At 71.5% G+C, this 26,257-nt stretch carries 27 protein-coding genes; 17 read left to right on the top strand and 10 right to left on the bottom strand.

The window, feature by feature from the left end; translation table 11 throughout:
- The first annotated feature begins 255 nt into the window (after window positions 1-255).
- The 3 genes from EAH86_RS00670 to EAH86_RS00660 all read left to right on the top strand — a co-directional run bounded on the left by EAH86_RS00670 (window position 256) and on the right by EAH86_RS00660 (window position 3,456).
- Window positions 256-2,160 (top strand): CocE/NonD family hydrolase, encoded by a 1,905-nt coding sequence (locus tag EAH86_RS00670; RefSeq protein WP_140736706.1) that lies wholly within the window; start codon window positions 256-258, stop codon window positions 2,158-2,160.
- Between the two features lie 79 nt (window positions 2,161-2,239).
- Window positions 2,240-2,860, top strand: coding sequence for a ClpP family protease (locus EAH86_RS00665; protein ID WP_140736705.1), 621 nt, complete (start codon window positions 2,240-2,242; stop codon window positions 2,858-2,860).
- Window positions 2,857-3,456, top strand: a complete 600-nt coding sequence (locus EAH86_RS00660) for a ClpP family protease (RefSeq protein WP_140736704.1) — start codon at window positions 2,857-2,859, stop codon at window positions 3,454-3,456. Before EAH86_RS00665 ends, EAH86_RS00660 begins: the two co-directional genes overlap by 4 nt.
- Window positions 3,457-3,475: 19 nt before the next feature.
- Here the strand turns inward: EAH86_RS00660 and EAH86_RS00655 are convergent, their stop codons facing one another.
- Window positions 3,476-3,832: a helix-turn-helix domain-containing protein gene (locus EAH86_RS00655; RefSeq protein ID WP_140736703.1), complete on the bottom strand. Its 357-nt coding sequence runs from the start codon at window positions 3,830-3,832 to the stop codon at window positions 3,476-3,478.
- Window positions 3,833-4,032: 200 nt separating this feature from the next.
- On the opposite strand from EAH86_RS00655, the gene EAH86_RS00650 reads away from it, so the two are divergent.
- Window positions 4,033-4,614, top strand: a complete 582-nt coding sequence (locus EAH86_RS00650) for a hypothetical protein (RefSeq protein WP_140736702.1) — start codon at window positions 4,033-4,035, stop codon at window positions 4,612-4,614.
- Window positions 4,615-4,701: 87 nt separating this feature from the next.
- Here EAH86_RS00650 and EAH86_RS00645 read toward each other — a convergent pair whose 3' ends face one another.
- Window positions 4,702-5,103, bottom strand: coding sequence for a cobalamin B12-binding domain-containing protein (locus EAH86_RS00645; RefSeq protein WP_140736701.1), 402 nt, complete (start codon window positions 5,101-5,103; stop codon window positions 4,702-4,704).
- Window positions 5,104-5,228: 125 nt separating this feature from the next.
- Between EAH86_RS00645 and EAH86_RS00640 the strand changes: the two genes are divergently transcribed.
- Both EAH86_RS00640 and EAH86_RS00635 read left to right on the top strand, forming a co-directional pair.
- Window positions 5,229-6,212: an alpha/beta fold hydrolase gene (locus EAH86_RS00640; protein ID WP_140736700.1), complete on the top strand. Its 984-nt coding sequence runs from the start codon at window positions 5,229-5,231 to the stop codon at window positions 6,210-6,212.
- 109 nt (window positions 6,213-6,321) lie between these two features.
- Window positions 6,322-7,101 (top strand): M23 family metallopeptidase, encoded by a 780-nt coding sequence (locus EAH86_RS00635; protein ID WP_140736699.1) that lies wholly within the window; start codon window positions 6,322-6,324, stop codon window positions 7,099-7,101.
- Between the two features lie 69 nt (window positions 7,102-7,170).
- Here the strand turns inward: EAH86_RS00635 and pcrA are convergent, their stop codons facing one another.
- Window positions 7,171-9,615, bottom strand: a complete 2,445-nt coding sequence (gene pcrA / locus EAH86_RS00630) for a DNA helicase PcrA (RefSeq protein WP_140736698.1) — start codon at window positions 9,613-9,615, stop codon at window positions 7,171-7,173.
- Between the two features lie 104 nt (window positions 9,616-9,719).
- Between pcrA and EAH86_RS00625 the strand changes: the two genes are divergently transcribed.
- From EAH86_RS00625 to EAH86_RS00615, 3 genes are read left to right on the top strand one after another with little or no spacing between them, the layout of a single operon-like run.
- On the top strand, window positions 9,720-10,280 hold the full coding sequence (locus EAH86_RS00625; RefSeq protein WP_140736697.1) for a GNAT family N-acetyltransferase: 561 nt from the start codon (window positions 9,720-9,722) through the stop codon (window positions 10,278-10,280).
- Window positions 10,277-11,113: a uracil-DNA glycosylase gene (locus EAH86_RS00620; RefSeq protein ID WP_140736696.1), complete on the top strand. Its 837-nt coding sequence runs from the start codon at window positions 10,277-10,279 to the stop codon at window positions 11,111-11,113. The genes EAH86_RS00625 and EAH86_RS00620 overlap by 4 nt, the downstream gene beginning before the upstream one ends.
- Window positions 11,113-11,682, top strand: coding sequence for a GNAT family N-acetyltransferase (locus tag EAH86_RS00615; RefSeq protein ID WP_140737447.1), 570 nt, complete (start codon window positions 11,113-11,115; stop codon window positions 11,680-11,682). Before EAH86_RS00620 ends, EAH86_RS00615 begins: the two co-directional genes overlap by 1 nt.
- 19 nt (window positions 11,683-11,701) lie before the next feature.
- Here EAH86_RS00615 and EAH86_RS00610 read toward each other — a convergent pair whose 3' ends face one another.
- Window positions 11,702-13,072 (bottom strand): HAMP domain-containing sensor histidine kinase, encoded by a 1,371-nt coding sequence (locus tag EAH86_RS00610; RefSeq protein WP_140736695.1) that lies wholly within the window; start codon window positions 13,070-13,072, stop codon window positions 11,702-11,704.
- A complete protein-coding gene (locus tag EAH86_RS00605; protein ID WP_277752312.1) occupies window positions 13,069-13,821 on the bottom strand; it encodes a response regulator transcription factor in 753 nt (250 codons plus the stop codon). Before EAH86_RS00605 ends, EAH86_RS00610 begins: the two co-directional genes overlap by 4 nt.
- Window positions 13,822-13,965: 144 nt before the next feature.
- Between EAH86_RS00605 and EAH86_RS00600 the strand changes: the two genes are divergently transcribed.
- Genes EAH86_RS00600 through EAH86_RS00590 form a run of 3 tightly spaced genes read left to right on the top strand, consistent with a single transcriptional unit; the run spans window position 13,966 to window position 17,339 of the window.
- Entirely contained in the window at window positions 13,966-15,147 is a 1,182-nt protein-coding gene (locus tag EAH86_RS00600) for a hypothetical protein (protein WP_140736694.1), read from the top strand.
- A 34-nt stretch (window positions 15,148-15,181) separates the two neighbouring features.
- Window positions 15,182-16,162 carry a quinone oxidoreductase family protein gene (locus EAH86_RS00595; protein ID WP_140736693.1) on the top strand — a complete coding sequence of 327 codons (981 nt, stop codon included), beginning with the start codon at window positions 15,182-15,184 and terminating at the stop codon, window positions 16,160-16,162.
- A 31-nt stretch (window positions 16,163-16,193) separates the two neighbouring features.
- Complete coding sequence (locus EAH86_RS00590; protein WP_140736692.1) at window positions 16,194-17,339, top strand: DNA polymerase IV; 1,146 nt, start codon at window positions 16,194-16,196, stop codon at window positions 17,337-17,339.
- A gap of 10 nt (window positions 17,340-17,349) precedes the next feature.
- Here the strand turns inward: EAH86_RS00590 and EAH86_RS00585 are convergent, their stop codons facing one another.
- The 3 genes from EAH86_RS00585 to EAH86_RS00575 all read right to left on the bottom strand — a co-directional run bounded on the left by EAH86_RS00585 (window position 17,350) and on the right by EAH86_RS00575 (window position 19,849).
- Window positions 17,350-17,712, bottom strand: coding sequence for a hypothetical protein (locus EAH86_RS00585; RefSeq protein WP_140736691.1), 363 nt, complete (start codon window positions 17,710-17,712; stop codon window positions 17,350-17,352).
- 96 nt (window positions 17,713-17,808) lie between these two features.
- Entirely contained in the window at window positions 17,809-18,489 is a 681-nt protein-coding gene (locus EAH86_RS00580) for a LuxR C-terminal-related transcriptional regulator (protein WP_277752311.1), read from the bottom strand.
- Complete coding sequence (locus EAH86_RS00575; RefSeq protein WP_140736690.1) at window positions 18,476-19,849, bottom strand: ATP-binding protein; 1,374 nt, start codon at window positions 19,847-19,849, stop codon at window positions 18,476-18,478. Before EAH86_RS00575 ends, EAH86_RS00580 begins: the two co-directional genes overlap by 14 nt.
- Window positions 19,850-19,974: 125 nt before the next feature.
- Here EAH86_RS00575 and EAH86_RS00570 point away from each other — a divergent pair, with 125 nt between their 5' ends.
- Together EAH86_RS00570 and EAH86_RS00565 are read left to right on the top strand one after the other, a co-directional pair.
- Window positions 19,975-21,462: a PspC domain-containing protein gene (locus EAH86_RS00570; RefSeq protein WP_161988533.1), complete on the top strand. Its 1,488-nt coding sequence runs from the start codon at window positions 19,975-19,977 to the stop codon at window positions 21,460-21,462.
- 5 nt (window positions 21,463-21,467) lie between these two features.
- Window positions 21,468-21,920: a hypothetical protein gene (locus EAH86_RS00565; RefSeq protein WP_140736688.1), complete on the top strand. Its 453-nt coding sequence runs from the start codon at window positions 21,468-21,470 to the stop codon at window positions 21,918-21,920.
- A gap of 7 nt (window positions 21,921-21,927) precedes the next feature.
- On the opposite strand, the gene EAH86_RS00560 is transcribed toward EAH86_RS00565, so the two are convergent.
- Both EAH86_RS00560 and EAH86_RS00555 read right to left on the bottom strand, forming a co-directional pair.
- Window positions 21,928-22,653 carry an NUDIX hydrolase gene (locus tag EAH86_RS00560; RefSeq protein ID WP_241668107.1) on the bottom strand — a complete coding sequence of 242 codons (726 nt, stop codon included), beginning with the start codon at window positions 22,651-22,653 and terminating at the stop codon, window positions 21,928-21,930.
- Complete coding sequence (locus EAH86_RS00555; RefSeq protein WP_140736687.1) at window positions 22,650-23,801, bottom strand: glycosyltransferase family 4 protein; 1,152 nt, start codon at window positions 23,799-23,801, stop codon at window positions 22,650-22,652. Before EAH86_RS00555 ends, EAH86_RS00560 begins: the two co-directional genes overlap by 4 nt.
- A gap of 35 nt (window positions 23,802-23,836) precedes the next feature.
- Here EAH86_RS00555 and EAH86_RS00550 point away from each other — a divergent pair, with 35 nt between their 5' ends.
- The 3 genes from EAH86_RS00550 to EAH86_RS20380 are packed head-to-tail and all read left to right on the top strand — an operon-like array spanning window position 23,837 to window position 26,213.
- Complete coding sequence (locus EAH86_RS00550; RefSeq protein WP_140736686.1) at window positions 23,837-24,670, top strand: PIG-L deacetylase family protein; 834 nt, start codon at window positions 23,837-23,839, stop codon at window positions 24,668-24,670.
- On the top strand, window positions 24,667-25,797 hold the full coding sequence (locus EAH86_RS00545) for a lysylphosphatidylglycerol synthase transmembrane domain-containing protein (RefSeq protein WP_241668106.1): 1,131 nt from the start codon (window positions 24,667-24,669) through the stop codon (window positions 25,795-25,797). Before EAH86_RS00550 ends, EAH86_RS00545 begins: the two co-directional genes overlap by 4 nt.
- A complete protein-coding gene (locus EAH86_RS20380) occupies window positions 25,794-26,213 on the top strand; it encodes a hypothetical protein (protein ID WP_170212751.1) in 420 nt (139 codons plus the stop codon). The genes EAH86_RS00545 and EAH86_RS20380 overlap by 4 nt, the downstream gene beginning before the upstream one ends.
- The last annotated feature ends 44 nt before the right edge of the window (window positions 26,214-26,257 follow it).

Raw genomic sequence — 26,257 nt, 5'->3', positions numbered from 1 at the left:
ACGGATAACGAGGCCTTTTCTTCTGCAGTTGCCCAAGATGACGTCAGCCGTATGCCGTCGAGCCCCCTTGCGGGTCCACGTCGTGGATCGCCTCGCTCACCATGCGGACAGCTGCGGCGATTCTGACACACGCCCTCGTCAGGGGTGCCCGGTGCGGGCAAAGAGGGGACCGAACGTAACCAGTCCGGTCACGGCCTCGTTGTCAGACCACTACAGCGGTGCCAGCCCGGCCCGCCCACCCACCGTGGAGGCTCGATGTCGCGCCGCACCTCGTTCCGCACCCGGTCCGTCGCCGTCCTGGCGACTGCCGCCCTCACGGGCATCGCGCTCGGTTCCCACGCCTCCGCGGCGCCCGTCACCGCCGCCGCTCCATCGGCCGCGCCACTTGACTCGGTCGACACCTACACGGGCCTGAAGTTCACCGTCCCAGCAGGCAAGAACGACCTCGGCCAGCCCCAGACCTGCACGATCGACGCCGACCTCTACAAGCCACACAGCGCCAGCTCGGCTGCGCGGGTGCCGGCCATCCTGACCACCAACGGCTTCGGTGGCAGCAAGGCAGACCAGGCAGGGCTCGGTGAGGCGTTCGCCAAGCGTGGCTACGCGGTGCTGTCCTACACCGGCCTCGGCTTTCCCGACAGCGGCTGCAAGATCTCGCTCGACGACCCCGGCGTGGACGGCAAGGCGGCCACGTCGCTGGTGACCTTCCTCGGAGGCGGCGGCTCCACGGCATACACCTCATCGCAGGTGGGTGGCGCCGCCGGCGGACCGGGCACGCTCGGTGTGAACTTCACGGTGCTCGACAACCCGGCCACCCATGACCCGCGACTGGGCATGATCGGCGGATCATACGGCGGCCAGATCCAGTTCGCCACTGCCGCAGTGGATTCCAGAGTCGACACGCTCGTCCCGCTCATCACGTGGAACGACCTGCGCTACTCGCTCGCGCCCAACAACACCAGCTTCACCAGCGGCGTCACCTACGCCAACTCCACCCCGGGCACCGAGAAGATCGGCTGGAGCGGGCTGTTCTTCGGTGTCGGCATCGCCGACGGGCTGCAAGGCGCCGCGATCGACCCGACGCGCAACGTCGGCTGCCCCAACTTCGTCCTCGAGGCCTGCCAGGCCAAGGCCACCCTCGACACCCTGGGCTACCCGACCAGCTCGACCTACCAGCTCACCGACCGGGTGTCGGTCGCCCACTACATCGACAAGGTCAAGATCCCGACCTTCCTGATCCAGGGCGAGAACGACACCCTGTTCAACCTCCAGGAAGCCACCGCCACCTACCGCTCGATGAAGGCCCGCGGCGTGCCGGTGACGATGGCGTGGCAGTCGTGGGGTCACTCCGGCGGCACCGGCACGAACACCGGCGCGGCTCCCGGCGAGCTGGACCTGACCGGGCAGCACATCGAGGACACCTACCTCGGCCTGCGCATCAAGAACTGGTTCGACCACTACCTCAAGCGGTCAGCGATCTCGACCGGCCCCGAGTTCTCCTACTTCCGTGACTGGGTGGGCTACACGGGTAGCGCCGCACCGGCCTACGCCAGCGCCGGCAGCTTCCCGGTCGGGTCGCGCAAGGCCCTCTACCTCTCGTCCGCGGACGAGCTCGTGTCCGCGAAGTCGGCGATCCTGCCGGGCTCGACCACCTGGTCGAACCCGGGGCTGGGCGCGGCTGCGTCGTACTCCGAGATCTCCGGGCTCGAGGGGCAGGTCGACCTCCCTGACGGAGTGACCACGCCGTTCGACACCCCCGGCACGTTCGGCGCCTGGACGACCCCCGCTCAGTCGAAGCCGCTGACCATCGTCGGCGCCCCCACCCTGGACGTGAGGTTCGAGTCCCCGGTCTCGGCAGCCACCCAGTCGGCCGGCCCGAGCGGGCAGCTGCAGGTCTTCGCCAAGCTCTACGACATCGCGCCTGACGGCTCGAAGACGTTGGTGCACAAGCTGATCAGCCCGGTTCGTGTCGCCGACGTCACCCAGTCGGTGCACATCGAGCTGCCCGCGATCGTGCACCGGGTCGATGCGGGTCACCGGCTCCAGCTGGTGCTCGCCAGCACCGATGCGGCCTACAAGAACGCGTATGCCGTGCAGCCGGTGACGGTGCGAGCGTCACCGCTGTCGCCGGCCACCTTGAGCCTGCCCGTCGTCCCCTAGGCAGTCGCGGAGGGCCCGCCTTGCTGCTCACAGCAGCGAGCGCTGGGCGGGCCATTCCCGGCAGTCCCACTGTGGGGTCATGCGCGACGCCACCAGCCCTCCCCAGTCCGCCCTGGGCGACCACCTCGCCAGCCGGCTCCTCGAGCAGCGGATCATCGTCCTCGACGGTGAGCTCGACGACCGCGGCGGCACCCGCCTCTGCTCCCAGCTGTTCCTGCTGTCCGCCGAGGACCAACGGGCCGACATCAGCCTGTGGATCAACTCCCCGGGTGGTTCGGTCCCGGCGATGCTCGCGATCCACGACGCCATGCGGCTGGTCCCGAACGACGTCTCCACCCTGGCCCTCGGGCTGGCGTGCAGCGCCGGCCAGTTCCTCCTGACGGCCGGTACGCACGGCAAGCGGTACGCCCTTCGCCACTCGCGGATCCTCATGCACCAGGGCTCGGCGGGCATCGGTGGCACGGCCGTCGACATCCAGCTCCAGGCCGAGGACCTGCGCTTCACCGTGGAGACCGTGCTCGGGCTGATCGCCGAGCACACCGGCCAGCCGCTCGAGCGGATCCGTGAGGACTCGGCCCGCGACCGCTGGTACTCGGCCGAGCAGGCCCTCGAGTACGGGTTCATCGACAGCGTCCTCGACTCGCTCGAGAGCGTCCGGCCGCGCCGGGTCTCCCGCACGGGGCTGGCGGGTGTGCAGTGAGTGCCTATACCATCCCGAACGTGGTCCGCACCCACCCGCGCGGTGACCGCGTGATGGATGTCTACAGCCACCTGCTGAGCGAGCGGATCGTCTACCTCGGGACCGAGATCGACGACGGGGTCTCCAACGCCCTGATCGCGCAGATCCTGCACCTGGAGTCCGAGGACGCCGACCGGCCGATCGACCTCTACATCAACTCACCGGGTGGGTCGCTGACCGCCACCTTCGCGGTCTACGACGCGATGGAGTTCGTTCGCGCCCCGATCGCGACCACCTGCATCGGCCAGGCCTGCTCGACCGCGGCGATCCTGCTGGCCGCGGGAGCCCACGGGCACCGGAGCATCCTGCCGCACGCCCGGGTGCTGCTGCACCAGCCGTCAGCACGCAGCCAGGGCGCCATCCCGGACCTCATCCTCGAGGCGGACGAGGTCATCCGCCTCCGGGCAGAGGCGGAGCGGGTGCTGTCGCAGCACACCGGCCAGCCCCTGGACACGCTGCGACGGGACACCGACCGCGACCGGATCTTCACCCCGGAGGCTGCGGTGGAGTACGGCATCGTCGACCGGCTGGTTGCGTCCCGGACCCCGCCGGACTGAGCGGACCGTCGGCGCCGCGTCAGGCGGACAGCCGGATCTCTCCGGGCGGGGCGACCGCCAAGGAGCTGTGCTGGCGGCGCAGGTCGAGGGAGGCGAGGTGGGTGACGTCGACGAGGTCGGCGCCCAGAGCTCCCGAGATCGCCGCCAGCACCTCCGAGGAGGGGTCCTTGCGCCCGCGTTCGACCTCCGAGAGGTACTGGGGCGAGATCCCCGCACGCCGTGCGGTCTCGGCCAGGGTCAGCCCACCCCGACGACGCAGGTGACGCAGCCGCGCCCCGACGACCTCACGCCAGAGGGGCTCGGGCCGGGGCTGCTCGGGTCGGGGCTGCTCGGGTCGGCTGGGACTGACCAGACTCAGGCTCGGCGCGGTGCTCATGGCGCCACGCTAGGCGCCCGCCAGACCCGCAGGAAGTCAGGTTCGCGCACGGCATAAACGAGGGCCCGGACGAGGTGTGACGTGACAGACACCGCCACCACGCTGCGGCGGGACCAAAGACCCGAGCGGGCCGGCCGGCCCGGTTCAAGGATGGAGGTACAGACAAGCGGACCACTCGGCCCACCAAGGAGGAAGTAGTCATGACAACGATCCAGCGCCACCCCCAGCTCGACGTTCTCGTCGAACACGACGTGGTGACCCACTCCACTGCCCGCAAGGCGCTTGCGGTGCTACGGGTCGCCTTCGGCCTCACGTTCCTGTGGGCCTTCTTCGACAAGCTGTTCGCCCTCGGATTCCACACCGGCGTCAACGCCGACGGCGTGACCGACCGCTTCGGGCCGGCCGCGTGGATCAACGGTGGCAGCCCCACCACGGGATTCCTGAAGTTCGGGGTCCCGAAGAACAATCCCTTCCAAGGATTCTTCAACGGCATGGCCGGACAGGCCTGGGCCGACTGGCTGTTCATGGCCGGACTGCTCGGCATCGGTCTCGCGCTCACGCTCGGCATCGGCATGCGGATGGCCGCAGCCGCCGGCGCCCTGCTCTACGCGCTGATGTGGACAGCCTCGCTGCCGCTGGAGAACAACCCGGTCATCGATGACCACATGATCGGCGCCATCAGCGTCGTCGTCCTCGCGACCCTCCTCGCCGGCGACACGTGGGGCTTCGGCCAGAAGTGGGCACGGACCGGGATCGTCCGGCGCCACAGGACTCTGCGGTAGTCCGGACAGGTGAGGGCCAGGCGGGAGCCGCCTGGCCCTCTTTGCCGCCTGCCCGCCTCCGGCGGGTCGACCCCAGCCGCTGGTCGTCTAGTGCGGTGTGACCGCTCCACGCACCCAGGCCACGATCTCGGTGGTGGTGGCGCCCGGGGTGAACACCTTGGCCACCCCGATCTTCTCGAGCTCGGGGATGTCGGCCTCGGGGATGATGCCACCGCCGAAGACGACGATGTCGGAGGCGTCGCGCGCCTTGAGCAGCTCCATCACCTTCGCGAAGAGGGTCATGTGCGCGCCGGAGAGCACGGACAGCCCGACGAGGTCGGCGTCCTCCTGGATGGCTGCCTCGACGATCTGTTCGGGAGTCTGGTGCAGGCCGGTGTAGACGACCTCCATGCCTGCATCACGCAGGGCGCGCGCCACGACCTTGGCGCCGCGGTCATGTCCGTCGAGTCCGGGCTTGGCCACGACGACGCGCAGTGGGGAGTCAGTCATGGCCGCAGACTAGCCACTTCCTGCGCTGGGGCGGGCCTCGGGTGGCGCACACCACGGGCAGACACGCGGGAAACTTCGCGTGAACGCTCGATTGTCACCCTTTCAACGACTACGTTCGCTAAGTCATGTCGCAGAGCGTCCCGCGCCCTCGCCGACCTGCCGCACTGCAGCGGCACCCGTCGGGTGACGACGCGCGCCCCGGCCTCCTCACCCGGGCCGCCCGCGGCGTCAAAGGCGCCTCGACGACGGCCGGAGACATCGTCGGAGGGGCCGCCAAGGCCCTCGCCACGCCCACGGGAGCCCTGGGCGCAGCGGTCGAGGCCGCCTGGGTGACCACCCACCTGGCGCTCTACCCCTGGGGGCTGTTCGGTCGGCACGGACGGGAGAGCCAGCTCGGGTTCAGGGTCGAGCACCTGCCGCCTATCCAGCGTGGCCTGCTCATCTCCGACGTCGAGGCTGCCGGCACACCGATCCTGCTCGTGCACGGCATGGTGGACAACCGGTCGATCTTCACCCTGCTGCGCCTCGGTCTGCGCCGACGCGGCTTCGGTCGCGTCACGAGCATGAACTACTCCCCCTTCACGGCCGACATCCGCGTCGCCGCGGCCCAGCTGGCCGAAGAGGTGGAGGCGCTGGTGGCCGAGACCGGCTATGAGCGGATCCACGTCGTCGGCCACTCCATGGGGGGCTTGATCGCCCGCTACTACGTCACCCGCCTCGGCGGTGACGAGCGCGTCCACACCCTCGTGACGCTGGGCACGCCGCACCAGGGCACCTACACGGCATACGGGTGGCACAACCAGCTGACCCGGCAGCTGCGCCCGGGCAGCGGGCTGATGCGCGAGCTGGACCAGCCGGTCCCGGACTGCCGGACCAGGTTCGTCGTCTACTGGTCGGACCTGGACCAGATGGTCTTCCCGCAGCGCAACGCCGCGCTCACCCACCCCGACCTGAGCGCCCGCAACATCGACCTGCACGGTGTGGGCCACATGTCGCTGCCCATCATCGGCAGCGTGGTGCACGGCATCTCCAGCACGCTGGCCCACCTCGACAGCGAGGGTCACACCCTCACCCCCGGCGTCACCGAGCTGCGACGGCGCCCGTCCTGAGGGATGTTTCGGACATTGGACACAGATTGGCGAAGGCGATTTTGGATAACGAACTGATCACGCTACCCTCGGTGGCTCCGTGTCCCCCCGCACGCAAGGTCATCACTTCGTGAGCTCAGATTCCTACTCGGGCCGTCATCGCGCCCCAGGGCGCCATCGCGCGCCTCGCAGGGGACCCCGGATCGCCAAGAGCGGTTACCTGCTCCCGGGCGCAGCCGCCGCAGCCCTGGTCGTCACCGCGACCGGCGCCACCGTGGCCGAGTCCGCCCCGGCCTACTTCGACCTGACCGGCACGGCCGCCAAGGCCAGGGCCCACGACGCGGCCTCCGCCAAGTTCAACCGGGTCGAGACCGACCAGCAGCGCGAGGTGCAGGTCACCGCAGCCCGCGCCCGCGTGCTCGAGGCAGCCCGCATCGCCCGCAGCGCCGAGCGCTCGGCAGTGGTCAAGAAGCGTGCGGCCGCAGCCGCCCTCAAGAAGGCAGAGGCCGACCGCAAGGCCCGCGAGAAGTGGGTCATGCCGATCAACGGCGCGGTCTTCACGTCCGGCTACGGCTGGCGCTGGGGCCGCCTGCACGCCGGTGACGACTTCGGCACTCCGGTGGGGACGCCGCTCGAGGCCATGTCGACCGGCACCGTCACCTTCGCCGGCTGGCAGGGCGGCTACGGCAACAAGATCGAGATCGAGTACTGGGACGGCACCGTCTCGGTGTTCGGCCACCTCAGCCAGATCGAGACCACGGTGGGCGACAAGGTTGCCCCCGGTGACCTCGTGGGGCTGTCGGGCAACACGGGTCACTCGACCGGTCCGCACCTGCACCTGGAGATCCACCCGGACGGCGGCTCAGCTGTCGACCCCGCTCCCTGGCTGCACGACCACGGCCTGCAGTAGCAGGTTGGCTCCCCCACACGAGGCGCCCTGCGGGGCGCCTTTCGGGTATGCCGCGTGGCGCGGAAGTGCCTAGAGCTTCTCGAGGGGCGCGTAGCGCAGCAGGAAGCGCTTGACCCCGGTCTCGCCGCCGAAGTCGACGTGCGCCTGCGTCTTCTCCCCGTCTCCCTCGGTCTTGACGACGGTGCCCATGCCATAGCTGTCGTGGGTCACCTTGTCTCCGGCGTGCAGCGAGATGAGGGGTCGGTTGCCGGGCGAGCGGACGCCCGGCCGCTGGGCCAGCGTCGCGACGGCAGGCATGCCCGGGCGCCGCGTGGTCGTCGCCGCCTCGGCCCGCTGCCACTCGACGAGCGCGGGTGGGATCTCGTCGAGGAACCGGCTGGCCGGGTTGTACTGCGGGGCACCCCAGGCAGACCGCACGGCGGCGCGGGACAGGTGCAGCCGCTCGCGGGCCCGGGTGATGCCGACGTAGGCGAGCCGGCGCTCCTCCTCGAGCTCCTTGGGGTCGCCGAGGGCGCGCAGGTGCGGGAAGGTGCCGTCCTCCATGCCGGTGAGGAACACGACCGGGAACTCCAGCCCCTTGGCGGTGTGCAGTGTCATCAGGGTGACCACACCGAGGTCCTCGGCCTCCTCGCCGTCCGGGATCTCGTCGGCGTCGGCCACCAGCGAGACCTGCTCGAGGAAGTCCTCCAGGCTGGCCACCTCACCGGTCTGGGCCCGCGTCTCGTCGAACTCCTGGGCCACGGCGACGAGCTCGGCGAGGTTCTCGACCCGGGTCTCGTCCTGCGGGTCACGGCTGGCCCGCAGCTCGGCGAGGTAGCCGGACTTCTCGATCACGGCCTCGAGCAGCGCCCCCACGCCCTGCTCGTCGTCGGCGTGGATGGCGCCGAGCTGCTCGAGCAGCCCGGTGAAGCCCTTGATCGCGGCGACGGAGCGCGTCGCGATGCCTGGGGCGTCCTCGGGACGGCCGAGGGCGGCGATGAACGGGATCCGCTCGCGCTCGGCGAGGGCAGCGACGCAGGCCTCCGCCCGGTCGCCGATCCCCCGCTTGGGCGTGTTGAGGATGCGGCGCAGGTTGACCGTGTCGGTGGGGTTGGAGATGACCCGGAGGTAGGCCAGCGCATCCTTGACCTCGCGCCGCTCGTAGAACCGCGTGCCGCCAACCACCTTGTAGGGCAGGCCAACTCGCACGAAGACCTCTTCGAGCGCACGCGACTGGGCGTTGGTGCGGTAGAACACCGCGACGTCCTTGGGCTTGACCCCCACCGAGTCGCCGAGCTCGTCGATCGTCTTGGCGACGAAGGCCGCCTCGTCGTGCTCGTTGTCGCCGACGTAGCCGATGATCGCGGCACCGCTGCCGCTGTCGGTCCAGAGGTTCTTCTTGCGTCGCTCGGGGTTCTTGGCGATGACCGAGTTGGCCGCCTGCAGGATGGTCTGCGTCGACCGGTAGTTCTGCTCGAGCAGGATGGTCCGCGCGTTCGGGTAGTCCTCCTCGAACTCCACGATGTTGCGGATCGTCGCGCCACGGAAGGCATAGATCGACTGGTCGGCGTCGCCGACCACCACGAGCTCGGCCGCCTCGACGGACGGACCGTCACCGACCGGCATACCCGCGCTGCCGGCGGCCCCGCCCACGAGCTCGCGGACGAGCTGGTACTGGGCGTGGTTGGTGTCCTGGTACTCGTCGACGAGCACGTGGCGGAACCGCCGCCGGTAGTGCTCGGCGACGTCGGGGAAGGCCTGCAGGATGTTGACTGTCGTCATGATCAGGTCGTCGAAGTCGAGGGCGTTGGCCTGCCGCAGCCGGCGCTGGTAGCCGGTGTAGGCCTCGGCCAGCATCCGCTCCTGGTGGGTCCCCTCACCGACCTGGGAGGCGAAGGTCTCCTCGTCGACGAGCTCGTTCTTGAGGTTGGAGACCTGATGGCTGAACGACCGGGGCGGGTAGCGCTTGGGGTCGAGGTCGAGGTCGCGCATCACCATCGCCATGAGGCGCTGGCTGTCGGCGGCGTCATAGATCGAGAAGGTCGTCTTGAGCCCGACCTTAGCGGCCTCGCGGCGCAGGATCCGCACGCACGCCGAGTGGAAGGTCATCACCCACATCGCCTTGGCCCGCGGGCCGACCAGCGCGGCGACCCGCTCGCGCATCTCGGCGGCGGCCTTGTTGGTGAACGTGATGGCCAGCACCTGGCCGGGCTGCACCCCACGGGCGGCCAGCAGGTAGGCGATCCGGTTGGTGAGCACCCGGGTCTTGCCCGACCCCGCGCCCGCGACGATCAGCAGCGGACCGCCCTCGTGCAGCACCGCCTGACGCTGCTGGGGGTTCAGCCCCTCGAGCAGCGTCTCCGGGTCGGTATGCCGGCTGCTCGCCTCGTCGGGGCCGCGCCCCTCGGCGGCTGCCTGGGCCCAGGTCGGAACGCCTCGGTCGTCCACGGCCGTCGCCCGAGCAGCCGCAGCGCTCGGGCGGGTGCCGGGAGGGGGCGGATCAGCTGGAAACAGGTCGTCGAAGAGCGTGCTCATGTTGGGTCCCAGCCTACGTGCCGAGAGCGACAGACCTGTCATCCCGTGGCGGGTCATGGGGATATCGCGTGACCCGTGCCGGACGGTCCGGCTACGGTCGTCGCGTGACCCGCCTCGTCATCCCGAACGTCCGCTACCAGGCCTCCTACCTGGCCGCGAGCGACGAGTTCGCGGCCTCCGGGGAGCAGCGGGACGGCGACGGGGACCTGAGCCAGCCGCCCGAGCCCGGATACGTCGGGTACACGTTCACCCGTGCGGGTCTGCAGGACCCCGCGGAGTTCGCCCGGTTCGTGGCCCAGCGGGTCCAGGCTCGCGACGAGGACGCGCCCCGGCGAGCGGCCTGGACCGCCTGCCACTTCTTCTGGATCGTCGACGACGAGGACGAGTACGTCGGGTCGCTGGCCCTGCGTCACGAGCTGACCGACTTCCTGCTGCGCGAGGGTGGCCACATCGGCTACAGCGTCCGGCCGTCGGCCCGTCGGCGAGGTCATGCGCGGGAGGCGCTGCGCCTGGCCCTGCCGGTCGCCCGCGACGAGGTCGGCCTGGACCAGGTGTTGGTCACCTGCCTGGAGTCCAACGAGGCGTCCCGGCGCGCCATCGAGGCGAACGGCGGGGTCTACGAGGACTCGCGCAACGGCACCCGCCGCTACTGGATCGCGACGTGAACGTCGACCCGCACCCTGTCACGGGCGAGCTGTTCGAGTCCCCGGTGCCGCCGGGCAGCGGTTGGCCGGGCGACCCGGCGACGGCCGCGACGCCCGTGGCCCGCAACGCCTCGCAGACCGACGCCCTCGCCTGCACCTCCCCCGACGTCGCCGAGCTCGACGCCCGGATCTCGGTCTGCCGCGCCTGTCCGCGACTGGTCGAGTGGCGCGAAACCGTTGCGACACAGGGCCGTCGGGCGTCCTTCGCCGACCAGCCCTACTGGGGCAGACCCGGACCCGGCTTTGGCGAACCCCAGGCAGAGGTGCTCGTCGTGGGTCTCGCGCCCGCCGCAAACGGCACCAACCGCACGGGGCGCATGTTCACCGGCGACCGGTCCGGCGACTGGCTGTATGCCGCGTTGCACCGCGCCGGGTACGCCAGCCAGCCACAGTCCTGGGCGAGCGGCGACGGGCTGCTGCTGCACGGCATACGGATCATCGCGGCGGTGCGGTGCGCGCCGCCGGCCAACAAGCCGACCACTGTGGAGAAGGTGGCGTGCGCGCACTGGTTGGACCGCGACCTCGAGCTCGCCGCGCCAGGGTTGCGGTCGATGCTCGCCCTGGGGTCGATCGCCTGGGACGCGACGCTCGGCAGCGCGCGGCGGCTGGGCTGGGAGGTGCCCCGGCCCAAACCCCGGTTCGGGCACGCGGCGGAGGCGATCCTAACCACGGCGGGCGGACGCGCCGTCCGGCTGGTCGGGAGCTACCACGTGAGCCAGCAGAACACCTTCACCGGCAAGCTCACCGAGGCGATGCTCGACGCCGCGATCGCCCGACTACGACTGGCGCCGTGATGGTGCTGCTCGCCACGCCACACGCCCGGTTCCACTGGACCTTCCTCGCCGCAGTGGACGAGTTCCGGGCCAACGGGGAGCCGGCCCACGACGGGGTGCTCAACTGGCCGGCTGAGGGTGACTTCCCCGGCCTGGTCTTCACCCGCGAAGGCCTGGAGGACAGCGCCGAGTTCGACCGGTTCGTCGCCAACCGCGTCGGCGACGCGGAGGTGGGAAACCCCAGGCCTCCAGGGTGGACCACGGCCACCTACTGGTGGCTGGAGGACCCCGACCGGGTTGACGAGTTCGTCGGCTCGATCTCGCTTCGGCACCACATCGACCACCCGATGCTCGCCACGGTCGGTGGGCACGTGGGCTACTCGGTGCGGCCCCGCGCCCGGCGCCGCGGGTTCGCCAGCGACGCGCTGCGGCAGGTGGTGCCCCTGGCGGCTGCACGCGGCATACCCAGGCTGCTGGTGACCTGCGACCTCGACAACGTCGCGTCCGCGCGGACCATCGAGGCGAACGGCGGTGAGCTCGAGGGCGAGCTGGGCGGCAAGCGGCGCTACTGGATCACCACCGGAGCCTGAACAGCCAGCGGGCGCCGACTCACGTGAGCGGCAGCTCGACCCGGAAGCAGGTGCCGCCCTCGGCCGGCGCCGGCTGCACAGAGACGCTGCCACCGAGCCCGTCGACGAGCGCCTTGACGAGGGCCAGCCCGAGGCCGGTGCCGACCCGCCGTATCCCGCGGTAGCGCTGGTAGAGCTCGGACCGCTCGAACGCCACGGCCATGTCGTCGGTGGTCAGGCCCGGACCTCCGTCGCGCACCTCAAGCACGGCGTGGCTGCTGTCCGCTCGAAGGGCCAGGACCAGCGGCGCACCGGCCTCGGTCACTCGAAGCGCGTTCTCGGCGAGGCCGTCGATCACCTGGCGCACCCGCACCGGGTCGGTGCGGACGAGAACGGCCGCCGGGGGGCGTTCGACCGCGAACCGCACGCCCTCACGGCGACATCGCTCACCCCACACCTCGGCGGCCTGGTCGACGACGTCACGCAGGTCGAGCGCCACGGTGTCGAACCGGAAGTCGTCAGCGCCCAGCCTGGCGAGGTCGAGCAGGTCGGCGACCAGGCGCTCCAGCCGAGCCGACTCGGCCACGATGGTGCGTCCCGCGCCCGGCACCGCGTCGCCGGTGATGACGCCGTCCTGCAGCCCCTCGGCGAACCCCTTGACGGCTCCGAGCGGCGTCCGCAGCTCGTGCGACACCGACAGCAGGAACTCGCGCTGCCGTCGTTCACTGTGTTCGAGGGCCTCGGCGAGCGCGTTGAGCGACTCCCCCGTCTCGGCCACCTCGGCCGGGCCCGCAGGCACCACCCGGACCGATCGCTCACCCGATGCCATGCGGTGTGCGGCAGCCGCGGTGCTGCGCAGCGGTGCGGCCAACCGACGCGCGAAGAGCACCGACGCCAGCACCGCGAGGACCAGCCCGATCACCAGGGCGAGCAGCACCCGGTTGAGGAACCTCAGGCTCTGCCCGGCGGCCAGGCTCGTCCGCTCCGCGAACACGACGGTCGCGCCGTTGGAGAGCGGGCGCACCTCGACGAGCACCGACCGGCCGTCGATGCGCAGGGTGTGGGAGCCGCTCACGGTCCGCTGCACCTGGGGCAGCTGCGTGTATGCCGTGCGGGCCAGCGCGTCCCCGGCCAACCGGCCGCCGGGTCCCTCCCAGGCAACCGGGGTGTCCTGCTGGCGGACCACCCGCAGCGCGGGTGTGATGTCGACGGGTCGGCTGGCTTCGAGCACCGCGCTCACGAGATCCGCCTTGCTGCGCAACGCTTTTCGCGCCTCGTCCTGGGCCGCGCCGCGCACCAGTCCGACGGAGACCAGGCCGGCGACGACCACCGCGATGGTCACGACCGCTGCCATCAGGGCCGCAGTCCGTCGCTCCAGCGAACCGCGGCCGACTGGGCCTCCGACGCTCATGATCGCTCGACGCTGTAGCCGACCCCACGGACGGTGCGGATCGGGCTGTCGTCACCGAGCTTGGCCCGCAGCTGGGCGATGTGCACGTCGACGGTGCGCGTCGGGTCGTCGGCCGGGTAGTCCCACACCGCCGTCAACAACTCACCGCGTGTGTAGACGCGACCGGGCCGGGCCATGAGGTGGGCAAGCAGGTCGAACTCCGTTGTCGTCAAAGGCAACGGCCGATCGTGGAGACGGCCGCGCCGGGTGTCCATCTCGAGGACCAGTGCGCCGACCGACAGGGACCGCGGCTGCTCCCCCGCAGACTGGGCTGCGCGGAGCTGACGGCGGAGCAGGGCCCGCACCCTGGAGGCGAGCTCGCGGGGCGAGTAGGGCTTGGTCACGTAGTCGTCCGCGCCGAGCTCGAGCCCGATGATGCGGTCGACCTCGTCGTCGCGGGCGGTCACGAAGATAACCGGCGTCCAGTCGTCACCCGCCCGCATCCGGCGGCAGACCTCGATCCCGTCGACGCTGCCGGGCAGACCGATGTCGAGCAGCACCAGGTCGTGGTTGCGGGGGGCGAGCGCGGCGAGCGCCGCATCGGAGTCACCGACCACATCGACCCGGTGGCCGTCGCGCTCCAGGTAGAGCCGGGCCAGCTCGGCCAGCGCGGGCTCGTCCTCGACGAGCAGCACGCGCGACATCGGGTTCGGGGACGCGCCCGCAGCGCCGGACGGCTGGCTCGGGTCCGGCCCCGAGGTGGTGGTCATGGCGCAACCGTCGCGGAACCGAGGGTGCGACGGCAAGCGGCCCCGCGGCATACGGGGGAATCGGTGCTCGGACGTGGCCGAACCCGAACATTCCCCGAACACTGCGATCACGTCGCCCACACATCGCTGGGCCATGGTCGGCAGATGGACACACGAACCCTCCTCATCCGTTGTGCGGCGCTGCTCACCGTCGGTGCCGCTCTCATCCACGTCGGGGTCAGCGCCGACCACTTCCGGGAGTGGTGGGCCGCGGGCCTGTTCTTCCTCGTCTCCGCGGCCGCCCAGCTCGGGTGGGCCCTCTGGTGCTGGTCGCGACCGTCGTCGCGACGCGCCCTCCTGGCGGGGGCCGGGGGCTCGGTGGCGCTGGCGCTGGTCTGGGCGGTGTCGCGCACCAGCGGCCTGCCGTTCGGACCGGAAGCCGGCGTCGCCGAGCCGGTGGGCGTCGCCGACACCGTCTGCATGGCGCTGGAAGTGCTCAGCGCGGGGCTCGCAGCCGTCGCCGCCACCGCCTGGGCTCCGGCCCGCCTCAAGGTGTCGTCGACGCCGCGTCGCGCGGCTGCGCTCACCGGTGCCGTCGCCGCCCTGACGTTGATCGCCAGTGGCGCAGCGATCGCGGCACCCGGTCACGACCACGGCGCAACCGACGTGGCGGGGACGTCGGCGCACGCCCACTCCGATGACGCGGACGCCGCCGGCGACGGCGACGGCGACGAGGGCACGGCGCACGACGCCGCGGCGCACGACCACTCCGACGTGCCGAACCTCCCCGACACGGCCTCGGCCACGCCGGAACAGACGGCCGCCGCGAAGGACCTCCTCGCGAGGACCATCGCGGCGACCACGGCCTATCGGGACCCGGCCGCCGCGACCAAGGCGGGGTTCGACGTGCAGGCCGCCTGGGACCGCAGGCAGAAGCTGCTCGCAGCGGCGGGCAAGAAGACCGGTGACAAGGGTGCCGTGCACGTGCCCAACAAGGCCAACCGCACGGACGGCAAGATCCTCGACCCGAACGCGCCGGAGACGCTGATCTACCGCCGCTCGGCAGACGGGAAGTTCACCCTCGTCGGGGTGATGTTCACCGCCGAGAAGAAGGCCCCGCCGACGAGCTACCAGCCCTACATCCGCTGGCACACCCACGAGGCCTGCACCGGCGGCGGCGTGAAGAAGCTCAAGCCGGTCGACGGCAAGTGCGCCGCGGGCACGACCCTGCGCACGTCCGGGGCGATGACCCACCTGTGGTTCGTGGACTCGGCTCAGCTGGCCCAGGCCTACGCGGTGAAGCCGCCGCTCAAGGCCTTGGCCGCCTACCAGAAGGCCCTCTCCTAGGGTCCTCGCCTAGGGTCGGAGGATGGCCTCTGACATGACCACCGCCCGCGCCCTCGTCGTCCCCCGCAACGGTGACTCCTCGGTCCTCGAGGTCCAGGACGTCGATCTGGCGCCACCGGGTGACGGCGAGGTCCAGGTCGAGGTCGCGGCCGTCGGCGTCAACTTCATCGACGTCTACCAGCGGCAGGGCGTGTATTCCCTCTCGACGCCGTTCGTCTCCTGCTCCGAGGGTTCCGGAACCGTCACCGCCGTCGGTGCAGGGGTCGAGGACGTCGCGGTCGGCGACCGGGTCGCCTGGGGTGCCGGACTCGGCGCGGGCGGCACCGTCGTCAACCGGGCAGCCGACACCCTCGTGCCCGTCCCCGACGGGGTCGAGCTCGACGTGGCGGCGGCCGCGATGCTCCAGGGCATGACAGCGCACTACCTCGTCAACTCCACGTATGCCGTGCGGCCTGGGACGGTCGCCCTCGTGCACGCGGCTGCCGGCGGGGTGGGCCAGCTGCTCGTGCAGATGGTGAAGGCCAAGGGCGGCACGGTCGTCGCGACTGCCGGTTCGGCGGACAAGCTGGAGATCGCGCGCGGTCTCAGGGCGGATGCCGTGATCAACTACCGGGACTCCGCCGACCTCGCAGCAGAGGTACGGGCGGCCAATGGTGGCAACGGAGTTGACGTCGCCTACGACGGTGTCGGCAAGGCAACCTTCGACGCCTCACTGGCGTCCCTGCGGCCTCGCGGTCTGATGGTGCTCTTCGGTGGCGCGAGCGGCCAGGTGCCACCGTTCGACATCCAGCGGCTCAACGCGAGCGGCTCGCTCTTCCTCACGCGCCCGACGCTCGGCAGCTACACCGCGACCCGCGAGGAGCTGCTGGAGCGGGGTGGCTCGGTGCTGGGCGACATCGCGGCCGGACGGCTGGCGGTCGAGATCGGCGGGCGCTACCCGCTCACCGAGGCGGCGACGGCCTACGACGACCTCGAGGCGCGCCGGACGACCGGCAAGCTGCTGCTGATCCCCTGAGCTGACACCGGCACCCGGCAGGATGAACCCCATGGCTCCAGCCGCCGCAGCCGTGCCATGGGTGCTGCACGTCGACCTCGACCAGTTCCTCGCTGCAGTCGAGATCCTGCGGCACCCCGAGCTCGCGGGCGTGCCACTGATCGTCGGAGGCCGCGGCGACCCCACCGAGCGGGCTGTGGTTTCGACGGCCTCCTACGAGGCGCGGGAGTTCGGCGTCCGTTCCGGGATGCCGCTCAAGGTGGCCGTGCGCAAGTGCCCGGAGGCGGTGCTGCTGCCGGTCGACTTCCCCGTCTACGAGGAGGCCTCGGCGCGGGTCATGGAGGTGCTTCGAGGTATGCCGGGTGCGGTCGTCGAGGTGCTGGGCTGGGACGAGGCCTTCGTGGGTGTGACGACCGAAGACCCGCTGGGCTACGCGCAGTCGATCCGCGCCGCCGTCCTCGAGGCCACCGACCTGCACTGCTCGGTCGGGGTGGGCGACACCAAGGTGCGGGCCAAGATCGCCACCGATTTCGGCAAGCCCCGAGGTGTATTCGAGCTGACCCGCGACAACTGGTTCGAGGTGATGGGCGACCGGCCGACCATCGCGTTGTGGGGGGTGGGCTCGAAGATCTCGCAGCGGCTGGCCTCCCACGGCTACCAGACGGTGCGCGACCTGGCCGATGCCGACGAGGCGACCCTGGTGGCCGAGTTCGGCCCGACCATGGGACCGCACTACGGCCGCCTCGGCAGGGGCGTGAGCTCGGCGACGGTCGACGACACCCCGTGGGTCGCCCGAGCCCACGGCCGCGAGGTGACCTACCAGACCAACCTCGTGGAGCCGTCCGAGATCGCCACAGCCATCCACACCCTGGCCGAGCAGGTCGTCGAGGACATCCGGCGTGAGGACCGCGCCTGCCAGCGGGTCTTCCTCAAGGTCCGGTTCGCGCCGTTCTTCACGACCACCCGGGTGCGCAAGCTGGGCGAGCCGACGCTCGACCCCGAGGTCATCGCGCAGACCGCGCTCGACCTGCTCGCCGCGCTGGACGACGACCGGCCCATCCGGCTGCTCGGCGTACGCGCGGAGATGGTGCCGCCCGAGGGCGGGTACATCGACCCGCGGACCACCGGACGCGGTGGTCCGAGCGCCCGGGCGGCCGGCACCGGCGGCGCGAGCGAGCAGGCAACCCCGGACGGGTGACGCGTGGCAGTCAGTTCCAGAGGGCCGCGACCGCGACGTTGAGCACGCCCAGGCCACCAGACGCCATCACGAGGCCCCGGTTGAGCGGCGCGCCACGCTTGGCGCGCGCTCGAGCGATCTCGATGCATGCAGCAGCCGCAATGGCGACGACCAGCTTGACCCCGATCTTCGGGTGGTTGAGGTCCTTGTCCAAGGACGAGACACCTTCGGCCAGAGCCACGAGGACCAGCCCGGTGACCACCTGGGCGCGAGCGCCGAGAGACATCAGCTCGGTGGTGTCCAGGCCCTTGCGGGCAAACGCCGCCCACCCGCCCACGAGGGCGGCCATGCCGAGCAGGTGAAGGACGACCACGAGGTCGTAGACGAACGCCATGAGGCCACCCTAGTGCCGAGCAGATGTGCGCGAGTTTGAAGGATCGTGCGGATCCTGACCCGGACGATCCTTCAAACTCGGCCACCGAGCAGGGGATCAGAGGAGGCGGCGACCCATCGCCCAAGCGGTGAGCTCGTGGCGGGACGACAGCTGGAGCTTGCGGAGCACCGAGGACACATGCGTCTCAACGGTCTTCACCGAGATGAACAGCTCCTTGGCGACCTCTTTGTACTGGTAGCCGCGGGCGATCAGCCGCATCACCTCGCGCTCGCGGGCCGACAGCCGGTCGAGCTCCTCGTCGACCTGGGCGACCTCACCTGCCGCGGCGCCGAACGCGTCCAGGACGAAGCCGGCCAGCCGCGGTGAGAACACCGCGTCGCCGTCGGCCACCCGCTGGATCGCGCGGGTCAGGTCGTTGGCACTGATCGTCTTGGTCACGTAGCCGCGTGCTCCGGCGCGGATCACCGCGATCACGTCCTCGGCCGCGTCGGACACCGACAGCGCGAGGAAACGCACCGGCTGGCCGTCCGCTGTCTCGAGACCCTTGCAGCCGTGCAACACGTCGATGCCGCCGTTGCCGTTGCCGCCCGGGAGGTGCACGTCGAGCAGCACGACCGGGGGCTTGGTCTGGCGGATCACCGCGATGGCTGTGTCCACGTCTGGCGCCTCACCCACGATCGACACCGTGGTGCCGAGCTCGGCCCGGACCCCCGAGCGGAACATGCGGTGGTCGTCGACGAGGACGACCTCGACCGGCTTCTTCTCAGGCGTGTTCACGGGTCTCCTTCGAGACGGGCTGCGGATTCTCTGGGTGGGGATCGGGCTGTGGGGGACGGAGCACTGGCGGCAGGCCGAGGCTGACCTCGGTGCCCTGCTCGAGCCGGCGCACCTTCGCGGTGCCACCGTGCCGCTCCATCCTTCCGAGGATGGACTGCCGGACGCCGAGCCGGTCCTCGGGGATCTCGCCGACCTCGAACCCGGGGCCGTGGTCGCGGACGAAGGCCTCGACCCCTGCTGGTCCGACTTCTAGGTAGAGGGACACCGGCGGGGCGCCGTGGCGGACCGCGTTGAGCAGCGACTCGCGGACGGCCCGGACCAGGGCCTGACCGCCGTCGTCCAGCGGCCGGTCCCCCGTCGACACGACCTCGATCGGCGTGCCGTGCAGGTCCTCGACCTCGTGCGCGGCCTCGACCACCGCCGTGGCGAGGGAGGCATCGGAGTCGGACGGACCGGCATACAGCCAGGAGCGGAGCTCGCGCTCCTGGGCGCGGGCCAGCTGGGTCACTGCACCGGCGTCGCCGGCCTTGCGCTGGATGAGCGCGAGGGTCTGCAGCACCGAGTCGTGCAGGTGGGCGGCGATGTCGGCGCGTTCGGTGGCGCGGGCCAGCTCGGCCTGCTCGTGCCGAAGGTCGGACCAGAACCGCAGCACCCACGGGGCGGAGATGAGGGCGATACCGGCAAGGACGGCGAGCACGGCGGCGCCGATGTCCCAGATCGCGGCGAAGGAGCGGCCGCGGGTGGCCATGATGACCAGCCCCGCGAGCGCCAGGACACCACCGAATGCGAGACGAGCGACGCTGAAACGCTTTGTCCCCGCTTCGGATCCGAGCCAGCGGCCGCGCTGCGAGTCGTCGAGCTGCGACCACGCGAGGACAGCGCCGGCGGCGACCACCAGGAGCGGGATGAGGATCCCGAGGCGGGCGTTGAGACCGGCTTTCTGGGCCACCACGACGAGTCCGATGCCGAGGAGCAGCCCGCCGACGAGCAGCACCCGGGTCGCGTCGCGCTCACTGGTGCCGGTCACCTGCTCCGTCACCGGCGTCCCCGCCGCCGCGACGGCAGCTGCGTCGGCTGGGTCGACCGCGCGACGTCCTCTGCCGACCACGCCACCGCGGGACTGCGGCGTCAGGGCCCACAGGAAGATGTAGGCCACCAGACCAGCACCCGTGGGGATCGAGATGAGCACCAACCCCAGGCGGATCCACCGCACCTGCCAGCCCAGGTGGTGGGCCAGTCCGATGGCCACCCCGGCGATGACCTTGCCCTCCGCGGGTCGCGTGAGGGTCGGGCGCGCGGCGCGGCGCTCTGCGGCCCTCGCCTCCGTTGGGGGGACGGGCCGCTCGTAGGGAGTCGGCATGTCCTCATCCTGACGCACGAAACACCCGATGCCGACCGTATTCAGGGTGCAGTCAGCCCTCATCAGGGTCGGTTCAGGGTCGACCCTCATGGCAGCGACCCGTTTGCGCCGACACCATGGAGGACATGACGCAGACCCCTGGGCCGACCGCCGGCCCGACAGACAGCACCCACACCACCGGCCTCGACCGGTTCTTCGGCTGGATCCGCTCCGTGGACCTGCGCCGGGACGGCGACGACAAGTGGCTGGCCGGCGTGTGCTCCGGCATCGCCACCCGGCTCGGTGTGGACCCCATCGTGATCCGCGCAGCCCTGGTGCTGCTGGTCATCCTCGGGGGCGTCGGCATCACGATCTACCTCATCGCCTGGGCGTTCCTCCCCAACAACCGCGACGAGATCGTGGCCGAGAAGGCGCTGCGCGACGGTGACGTGCTCGGGATCATCCTGCTCGTCATCATCGGCCTGTCCCTGATCGGCGGCACCGGCCTCGCCGGTGACACGCCCGGCATCGGCTGGATCTGGTGGGTCGTGGTCCCGATCGGCCTCGTCGTGTGGCTGGTGACCCGCAACCGCGACGGCAAGCCCAAGGCGCAGCCTGCGTACCCACAGCCCCCCTACGCCCAGGGCTACCCGCCGCCCGCCGGCCCGCAGCCGACCTCCGCGCCCGCCGCCACGTGGGCCGCCCAGCCCACCGCACCGTGGCCCACGGCCTCGGCGCCCGCGCCGGCCACCGAGCCGTACGCACCAGAGACCTACGCACCAGAGACCTACGCACCAGAGACCTACGCACCAGAGACCTACGCACCAGAGACCCAGAAGTATGCCGCCGTGTCATCGACCACGTACGCCCCCGCACCTGCGGACTCGCCTCCCGGCGGCAGCTACTTCCCGCCGCCCACCCCGGCCGCCCCGCGGCCGCCGCGTCCGCCCAAGGTGCCCCGCCGCAAGAGTGGTGGCTTCATCGCGACCCTGCTCATCGGTGGTCTGGCCATCGCGGCATACGGAGCAACGCTCTCGATCCACGACGCAGCCAACTGGGCCGGCAGCGACCAGACGGTGGCGCTGGCCGCAGCCCTCGCGGTCCTCGGCACCGGCACCCTGGCGCTCGGTCTGCTCGGCCGCCGGGCCGGCTTCACCGGCTTCCTGGCGATCGTGCTCGCCCTCGTGACCTGGACGGCGTCCGTGGTTCCCGACGTCACCTTCGGCGGAGGGATCGGCGAGCGCACCTGGCGGCCCTCGGCCGCCGACACGACCGCCAAGTACCGCCTGAGCATCGGTTCGGCGGAGCTCGACCTCGCCGAGGCCCAGGACAACCCGGGCACCGCGCGGCAGATCGACGCCCGTGTCGGAATCGGCGAGCTCAAGATCTACATCCCCTCCAACCTGACCGTCGAGGTCCGCAGCTCGGTGGCCGCGGGTGACATCTCCCGGATCGGCGTTCCCGACCTCGGACCGGTCGCGGGCACCGGTGTCGACGGTGACGGCGACCCCGTCACGCTGGACGGCCACGACGGCCGCAACGTCAGCACCGTCGAGACCTTCGGGGCGGGAAACCCCGACGTCATCGTGAATGCACACGTCGGCCTCGGCCAGATCCTGATCGGCAAGGAGTGACCCCCATGAGCAACCCCGAAACCCCCAGGGACGACACCGTGCGGTTGGAGCAGACAGTGCAGACCGAACCGACCGAACAGCTGGACACGAGCGACCCGACCCGCGCGATCGGCGTCGACGAGGCCCAGCCCGCGGAGGCCGTCCTGGAGGATGCAACAGCCGACCAGGCCGCAGCCGACCAGACGCCTGCCGACCAGCCCGCGCCCGTCGGGACCGCCGCGGGCACCGCAGCGTGGCCTCCGGCGGTCCCGGAGCGCCCGAGCGGCCCGCACGCACCGGCCATCGTGCTGGGCCTGGTCTGCCTCGCGATCGCCGTGATCGTCTTCGCCCAGGAGCTGGGCAGCCTGAGCGTGGACTGGGGCGACGTCGGCCCGGTCGGGATCGTCGCGACCGGCGCCGTGCTAGTGCTGTTCGGCCTGGTGGGCCTGCTCACCTCACGCCGCAAGACCAGCGACTAGGACGGCGTCAGGAAGCGAGCCAGCGCCGCATGTGCGGCGCGAACGACCTGCTCAGGTGGTAGTGGTCCAGCTCGTCACGGCGCACCCAGCGCACCGCCTCGGTCGACCCACCCACGTCGTGGACGACGGGGTCGGTCGGCTGGGGGCACGACGCGGCATACACGATCCGCACGGCGTGGAAGTCCTCGAGGCGCCCGCTGGGCGCCCGTCCGATCCAGTGCGAGGTGTGGGCCTCGAGCAGCCGCACGGCCTCAACCTCCTGGCCGCTCTCCTCCCACACCTCGCGGTGGAGGGCGGCGACCGGCGCCTCGCCGGGGTCGAGCCCGCCGCCGGGCAGGGTCCAGCGCCCCGGCGCTGAGGTGAGCGCGGAGAGCTCGGTGAGCAGGACGCCGCGGTCGCTCGTGACGACGCCGTATGCCGCGGTGCGCTGGTAGGGGCGGGCCTCCTCCCCCGGTTCGAGCACCAGGCCCGGGTCGGTGGGCACCGGGTTCGCGACGCTCGTCACCGCGGAGGCCGGCGCCACGGCATAGGTGAGGACGAGGGAGCCGTCGGCCACGCGCTCGGCGCCCCGCAGGCGTGGTCGGGACCACCCGAGGCGAGCCAGCTCGCGCACCGGGTCGGCACCGTGCCCCAGGACGAACTCGGCGACCGGGCGTCCGCCGTCCGCGTCGGCGTGCACGATGATCGGGTCGCCTGGCGGAGTGGCGGGGGCGGGGGCGGCGGACTCGGTCACGCTGCACCTGCCCGCCGGTACTCGTCCTCCGCCAGCGCGGCGACCGATGGCCAGTCCTGCTCGGGCGCCAGCGTGCGGTTGGTGTCGGCGATGCGGTGGAGCAGCTCGGGATCGGTGAGCAGCCTGGCCAGTCCGTGCGCGAGGGCGTCGTCATCGGCTCCGAGCAGCCCGTTGACGCCGTCGACGACGAAGTCGCCGACCCCGGTGTCCTTCCGGGCCACCACCGGCAGCCCGGCAGTACGCGCTTCGAGTGCGGCGATGCCGAAGGCTTCGAGCCGGGCAGGCGTCAGGTAGATGTCGCTGTCCCAGTAGCGCTCGCGCAGCTGGTCGCGCCCCACCCGGCCCGGCATGGTGACCCAGTCGGCCATGGCGTGCTGGGCGGCGAACCGTTCGAGTCGTCCCCGTTCCGGCCCCTCGCCGAACAGCGTGAGCCTCATGCCCGGGCTGGTCCCCGAGCCCGACCGCGATCCCGCGGCGGCGAGCTCCCTCGCCCGCGCGGCGACCTCGAGCACCGCCAGGGGACGCTTGCGCGCCGCGAACCGCATGGCGGCGACGACCTCGATCGGGGCGTCGGCGTCGCGCGGGGTCCGCGGCGGCGGCCGCCACGCCGTGGTGTCGATGCCGTTGGGGAACACCCGCACGTCGCTCCCCCGGCCGACCACGTTTTGCACGGAGGCGGCAGCCACACCGGACACAGCGGAGAGGGCGGCTCCCTGGGCGCCCCACCGGCGGGCATGGCCGAGAGCGCGGAAGACCGGTTGCGAGCGCTCCATCAGGCAGTGCCAGGTGATCGCCGTCGGCAGTCCGAGCCCCAGGGCCACGCGGGCCATGTCGGTGGCGAACGGGCTCACCACCCCCATGTGCACGTGGGCCACGTCGAAGCCGCCCGCCCGCAGCCGCCGCCGGACCTCGGGTGGCGCGAACGGGTTGACGGGCAGCTCCCACGGCAGCCGGATCGCCATCCGGTGGACCGCCACCCCGTCGACGTCCTCGACGAAGCCGTGCCGCTCCCCGAGCTCCCCCAGCGTCGCGGTGAACACCTCCACCTCGTGGCCGCGGGACCGCAGCTGGGCTGCGAGGTCGTGCGTCTGGACCTCGATCCCACCCAGCCTGGGCAGGTAACAGTCCGTCAGCAGGGCCACCTTCACAGGGATGAGCCTGCCATGCGACAGGATGGCTGGTGATGACCCACACCCGGAGCCACACCCTCGTGGCCTTCCACGCCCACCCCGATGACGAGGCGCTGCTCACCTCGGGGACGTTGGCGCGTGCGGCGGCCGAGGGGCACCGGGTCGTCGTCGTCGTGGCCACCGACGGCGCGCTCGGGCTGGCCGCGGACAGCTTCGCAGCGGACGGTGGGCTCGGTGCGCGACGCCTGGAGGAGCTCCGCCGGTCCGCGTCGGCGCTGGGAGTCGCACGAGTCGTCTACCTCGGATATGCCGACAGCGGGATGGGTCCGGAGCTCTACCCCGACCCCCCGCAGCGGGTCCGGTTCCTGCGGGCGCCGGTGGAGGAAGCCGCTGACCGGTTGGCCGAGATCCTCCGCGAGGAGGACGCCTCGGTGCTCACGACCTACGACCGCAACGGCGGCTACGGGCACCGCGACCACGTCCGCGTGCACGAGGTCGGTGAGCGGGCGGCATACCTCGCGGGCACGCCACGCGTGCTCCAGGCCACGGTCCCGCGCGACACGATCGCGCGCGCCGTGGACCTCGCGGCCAGGTTCTATCCGTTCCCGGCGGACTTCGACAAGGCCGCCTTCGGCCGTGCGTTCAGCGCCCGGTCCGCGATCACGCACCGCATCGACGTGCACCGGTACGCCGCCGCGAAGCGGGCTTCGATGCGCGCGCACGCCTCGCAGTCGAGCGCGGAGGGCGGCGCGGACCGGACCCTGGCGGCGTTCCTGCGGATCCCGCGTCCGTTGTACGACCTGGTGTTCGGGCGCGAGTGGTTCGTGGACCCGGCCCGACCTGCCGGGCTTCCCGTGTCGCACGACATCTTCGAGGGACTGTCGTGACGAGGGAGACGGTGGAGCCGGGCGGTGAGGCGACCGAGGCCCCCGAGGTGGCTGCCGCCGACGCTCCTGAGACGCGCAAGCCCCGCTCTCGCGTGCGTACCGCGATCCAGGCCGGGATCGGCCTCGGCCTGGCCGCCGTGCTGATCGTCTACGTCCTGCCGCGGCTGGCCAAGACCAACTGGTCCGACGTCTGGGCGGTGCTGTCCCACGTGCCGTTCACGACGTTCGTGCTGCTGCTCGTCGGGGTGATCGTCGGGCTCTACTGCTACACCTTCACGCTCACCGCTTCGCTGCCCGGCCTGAAGCACTGGCAGGCGCTCATCGTCAACGTCGCAGGGTCCTCGGTCGGCAACCTGCTGCCCGGGGGCGGGGCGGCCGGGCTGGCCGCGACCTACACGATCTGCCGGTCGTGGGGCTTCTCGCGACGCGACATCTCGACCTCCGCCATCGTCACCGGGGTGTGGAACGTCCTGTCCCGTGTGGCCCTGCCCCTCGTCGCGATCGTCGCGCTCTTCGCCGGGCGGGACTCCGACGTGCCGCGCGCCCTGGAGGACGCCGCTTTCGCCGGCGCCCTCACCGGTGGGGTCATCCTCGCCGTCTTCATCTCGATCCTCGCCTCAGAGCGAGCCGCGGTCGCGATCGGCCAGGGACTCGACAAGGTGATCGGTCGCCTCTGGCGACGCCGCTCGATGAGCGTCAAGTCGCTCGTGGTCGACCTCCGCCTGCGGATCAACGACGTGGTCCGCACCGGTTGGCTCAGCATGACGCTGGGGCTCCTCGGGTTCTTCAGCGTCTACTACGTCCTGTTCCTGATCTGCATGCACACCACGGGCGTCGACCTGTTCTATGGGCAGCTGTTCGCGGCCTACGCGATCGGTCGGCTGCTCACCGCGGTGGGCCTGACCCCCGGCGGGCTGGGGATCACCGAGAGCGGCACCGTGGCAGCCCTCGTGGCGTGGGGCGCCAACCCTGCCGACGCGCTGGCGGCTGTGGTGTTGTTCTCCTTCTTCACCCACCTGATGGAGATCCCGCTGGGCGCCATCGGCTGGGCGGCATGGTCGGTCAGCCCCAAGAAGACGCCCGTCGAGGACGTGGTCGCGGGACCGAGGACGGAGCAAGCGACGTGAACGAGCCGAACGACGCCGGGGAACGTGCCGACTACCACGTCCGCATGCAGGAGAAGCGGCGAGCGCGTGAGTCGGCGAGGGCGCAGGTCCTGGTCGACGAGTTCGCGCGCAACGCCCGCGAGCAAGGGCTGGCCACCACCGAGCTGACCGCGCGCACCTGGAAGGGGTCGGGTCGCTACAACACCGGGGTTCGGGGCTGGTACCTGCGGCTCGACCGGTCGGTGGGGGTCGACCCCGACGGCCGCTACTACACGCTGTTGGTGCCGCCGCGGCCGCTGGCCCGGTTCCGCGGGGTCGAGGTCGCGCCGAGCGACCCGCCCCTGCAGGTGGGCGAGGGCGCCCGTGACGGCGAGTCGATCGCGCTGTCCGAGCTGCTCCGGCTGCGCCTGGAGGCCGGCGACGACTTCGTGACCTGAGCCACGCACGTCTGACGTCGGGCCTGTGGTCGCAGGTCCCGACA

The organism is Pedococcus bigeumensis (assembly GCF_006438965.1).
Lineage (GTDB): Bacteria > Actinomycetota > Actinomycetes > Actinomycetales > Dermatophilaceae > Pedococcus > Pedococcus bigeumensis_A.
Note: the sequence above shows the minus strand (reverse complement) of the source record. Positions and strands in the feature narration are given on the sequence as shown.

Excerpts from the sequence above, each read along its gene's own strand:
- EAH86_RS00605 (WP_277752312.1), bottom strand. The coding sequence starts at position 13,821 with ATGACCACCACCTCGGGGCCGGACCCGAGCCAGCCGTCCGGCGCTGCG.
- EAH86_RS00670 (WP_140736706.1), top strand. The coding sequence starts at position 256 with ATGTCGCGCCGCACCTCGTTCCGCACCCGGTCCGTCGCCGTCCTGGCG.
- EAH86_RS00575 (WP_140736690.1), bottom strand. The coding sequence starts at position 19,849 with ATGCCGACTCCCTACGAGCGGCCCGTCCCCCCAACGGAGGCGAGGGCC.
- EAH86_RS00640 (WP_140736700.1), top strand. The coding sequence starts at position 5,229 with ATGTCGCAGAGCGTCCCGCGCCCTCGCCGACCTGCCGCACTGCAGCGG.
- EAH86_RS00570 (WP_161988533.1), top strand. The coding sequence starts at position 19,975 with ATGACGCAGACCCCTGGGCCGACCGCCGGCCCGACAGACAGCACCCAC.
- EAH86_RS00655 (WP_140736703.1), bottom strand. The coding sequence starts at position 3,832 with ATGAGCACCGCGCCGAGCCTGAGTCTGGTCAGTCCCAGCCGACCCGAG.
- EAH86_RS00550 (WP_140736686.1), top strand. The coding sequence starts at position 23,837 with ATGACCCACACCCGGAGCCACACCCTCGTGGCCTTCCACGCCCACCCC.
- EAH86_RS00565 (WP_140736688.1), top strand. The coding sequence starts at position 21,468 with ATGAGCAACCCCGAAACCCCCAGGGACGACACCGTGCGGTTGGAGCAG.
- EAH86_RS00585 (WP_140736691.1), bottom strand. The coding sequence starts at position 17,712 with ATGGCGTTCGTCTACGACCTCGTGGTCGTCCTTCACCTGCTCGGCATG.
- pcrA (WP_140736698.1), bottom strand. The coding sequence starts at position 9,615 with ATGAGCACGCTCTTCGACGACCTGTTTCCAGCTGATCCGCCCCCTCCC.
- EAH86_RS00645 (WP_140736701.1), bottom strand. The coding sequence starts at position 5,103 with ATGACTGACTCCCCACTGCGCGTCGTCGTGGCCAAGCCCGGACTCGAC.
- EAH86_RS00590 (WP_140736692.1), top strand. The coding sequence starts at position 16,194 with ATGGCTCCAGCCGCCGCAGCCGTGCCATGGGTGCTGCACGTCGACCTC.
- EAH86_RS00615 (WP_140737447.1), top strand. The coding sequence starts at position 11,113 with ATGGTGCTGCTCGCCACGCCACACGCCCGGTTCCACTGGACCTTCCTC.
- EAH86_RS00595 (WP_140736693.1), top strand. The coding sequence starts at position 15,182 with ATGACCACCGCCCGCGCCCTCGTCGTCCCCCGCAACGGTGACTCCTCG.
- EAH86_RS00665 (WP_140736705.1), top strand. The coding sequence starts at position 2,240 with ATGCGCGACGCCACCAGCCCTCCCCAGTCCGCCCTGGGCGACCACCTC.
- EAH86_RS00650 (WP_140736702.1), top strand. The coding sequence starts at position 4,033 with ATGACAACGATCCAGCGCCACCCCCAGCTCGACGTTCTCGTCGAACAC.
- EAH86_RS00600 (WP_140736694.1), top strand. The coding sequence starts at position 13,966 with ATGGACACACGAACCCTCCTCATCCGTTGTGCGGCGCTGCTCACCGTC.
- EAH86_RS00610 (WP_140736695.1), bottom strand. The coding sequence starts at position 13,072 with ATGAGCGTCGGAGGCCCAGTCGGCCGCGGTTCGCTGGAGCGACGGACT.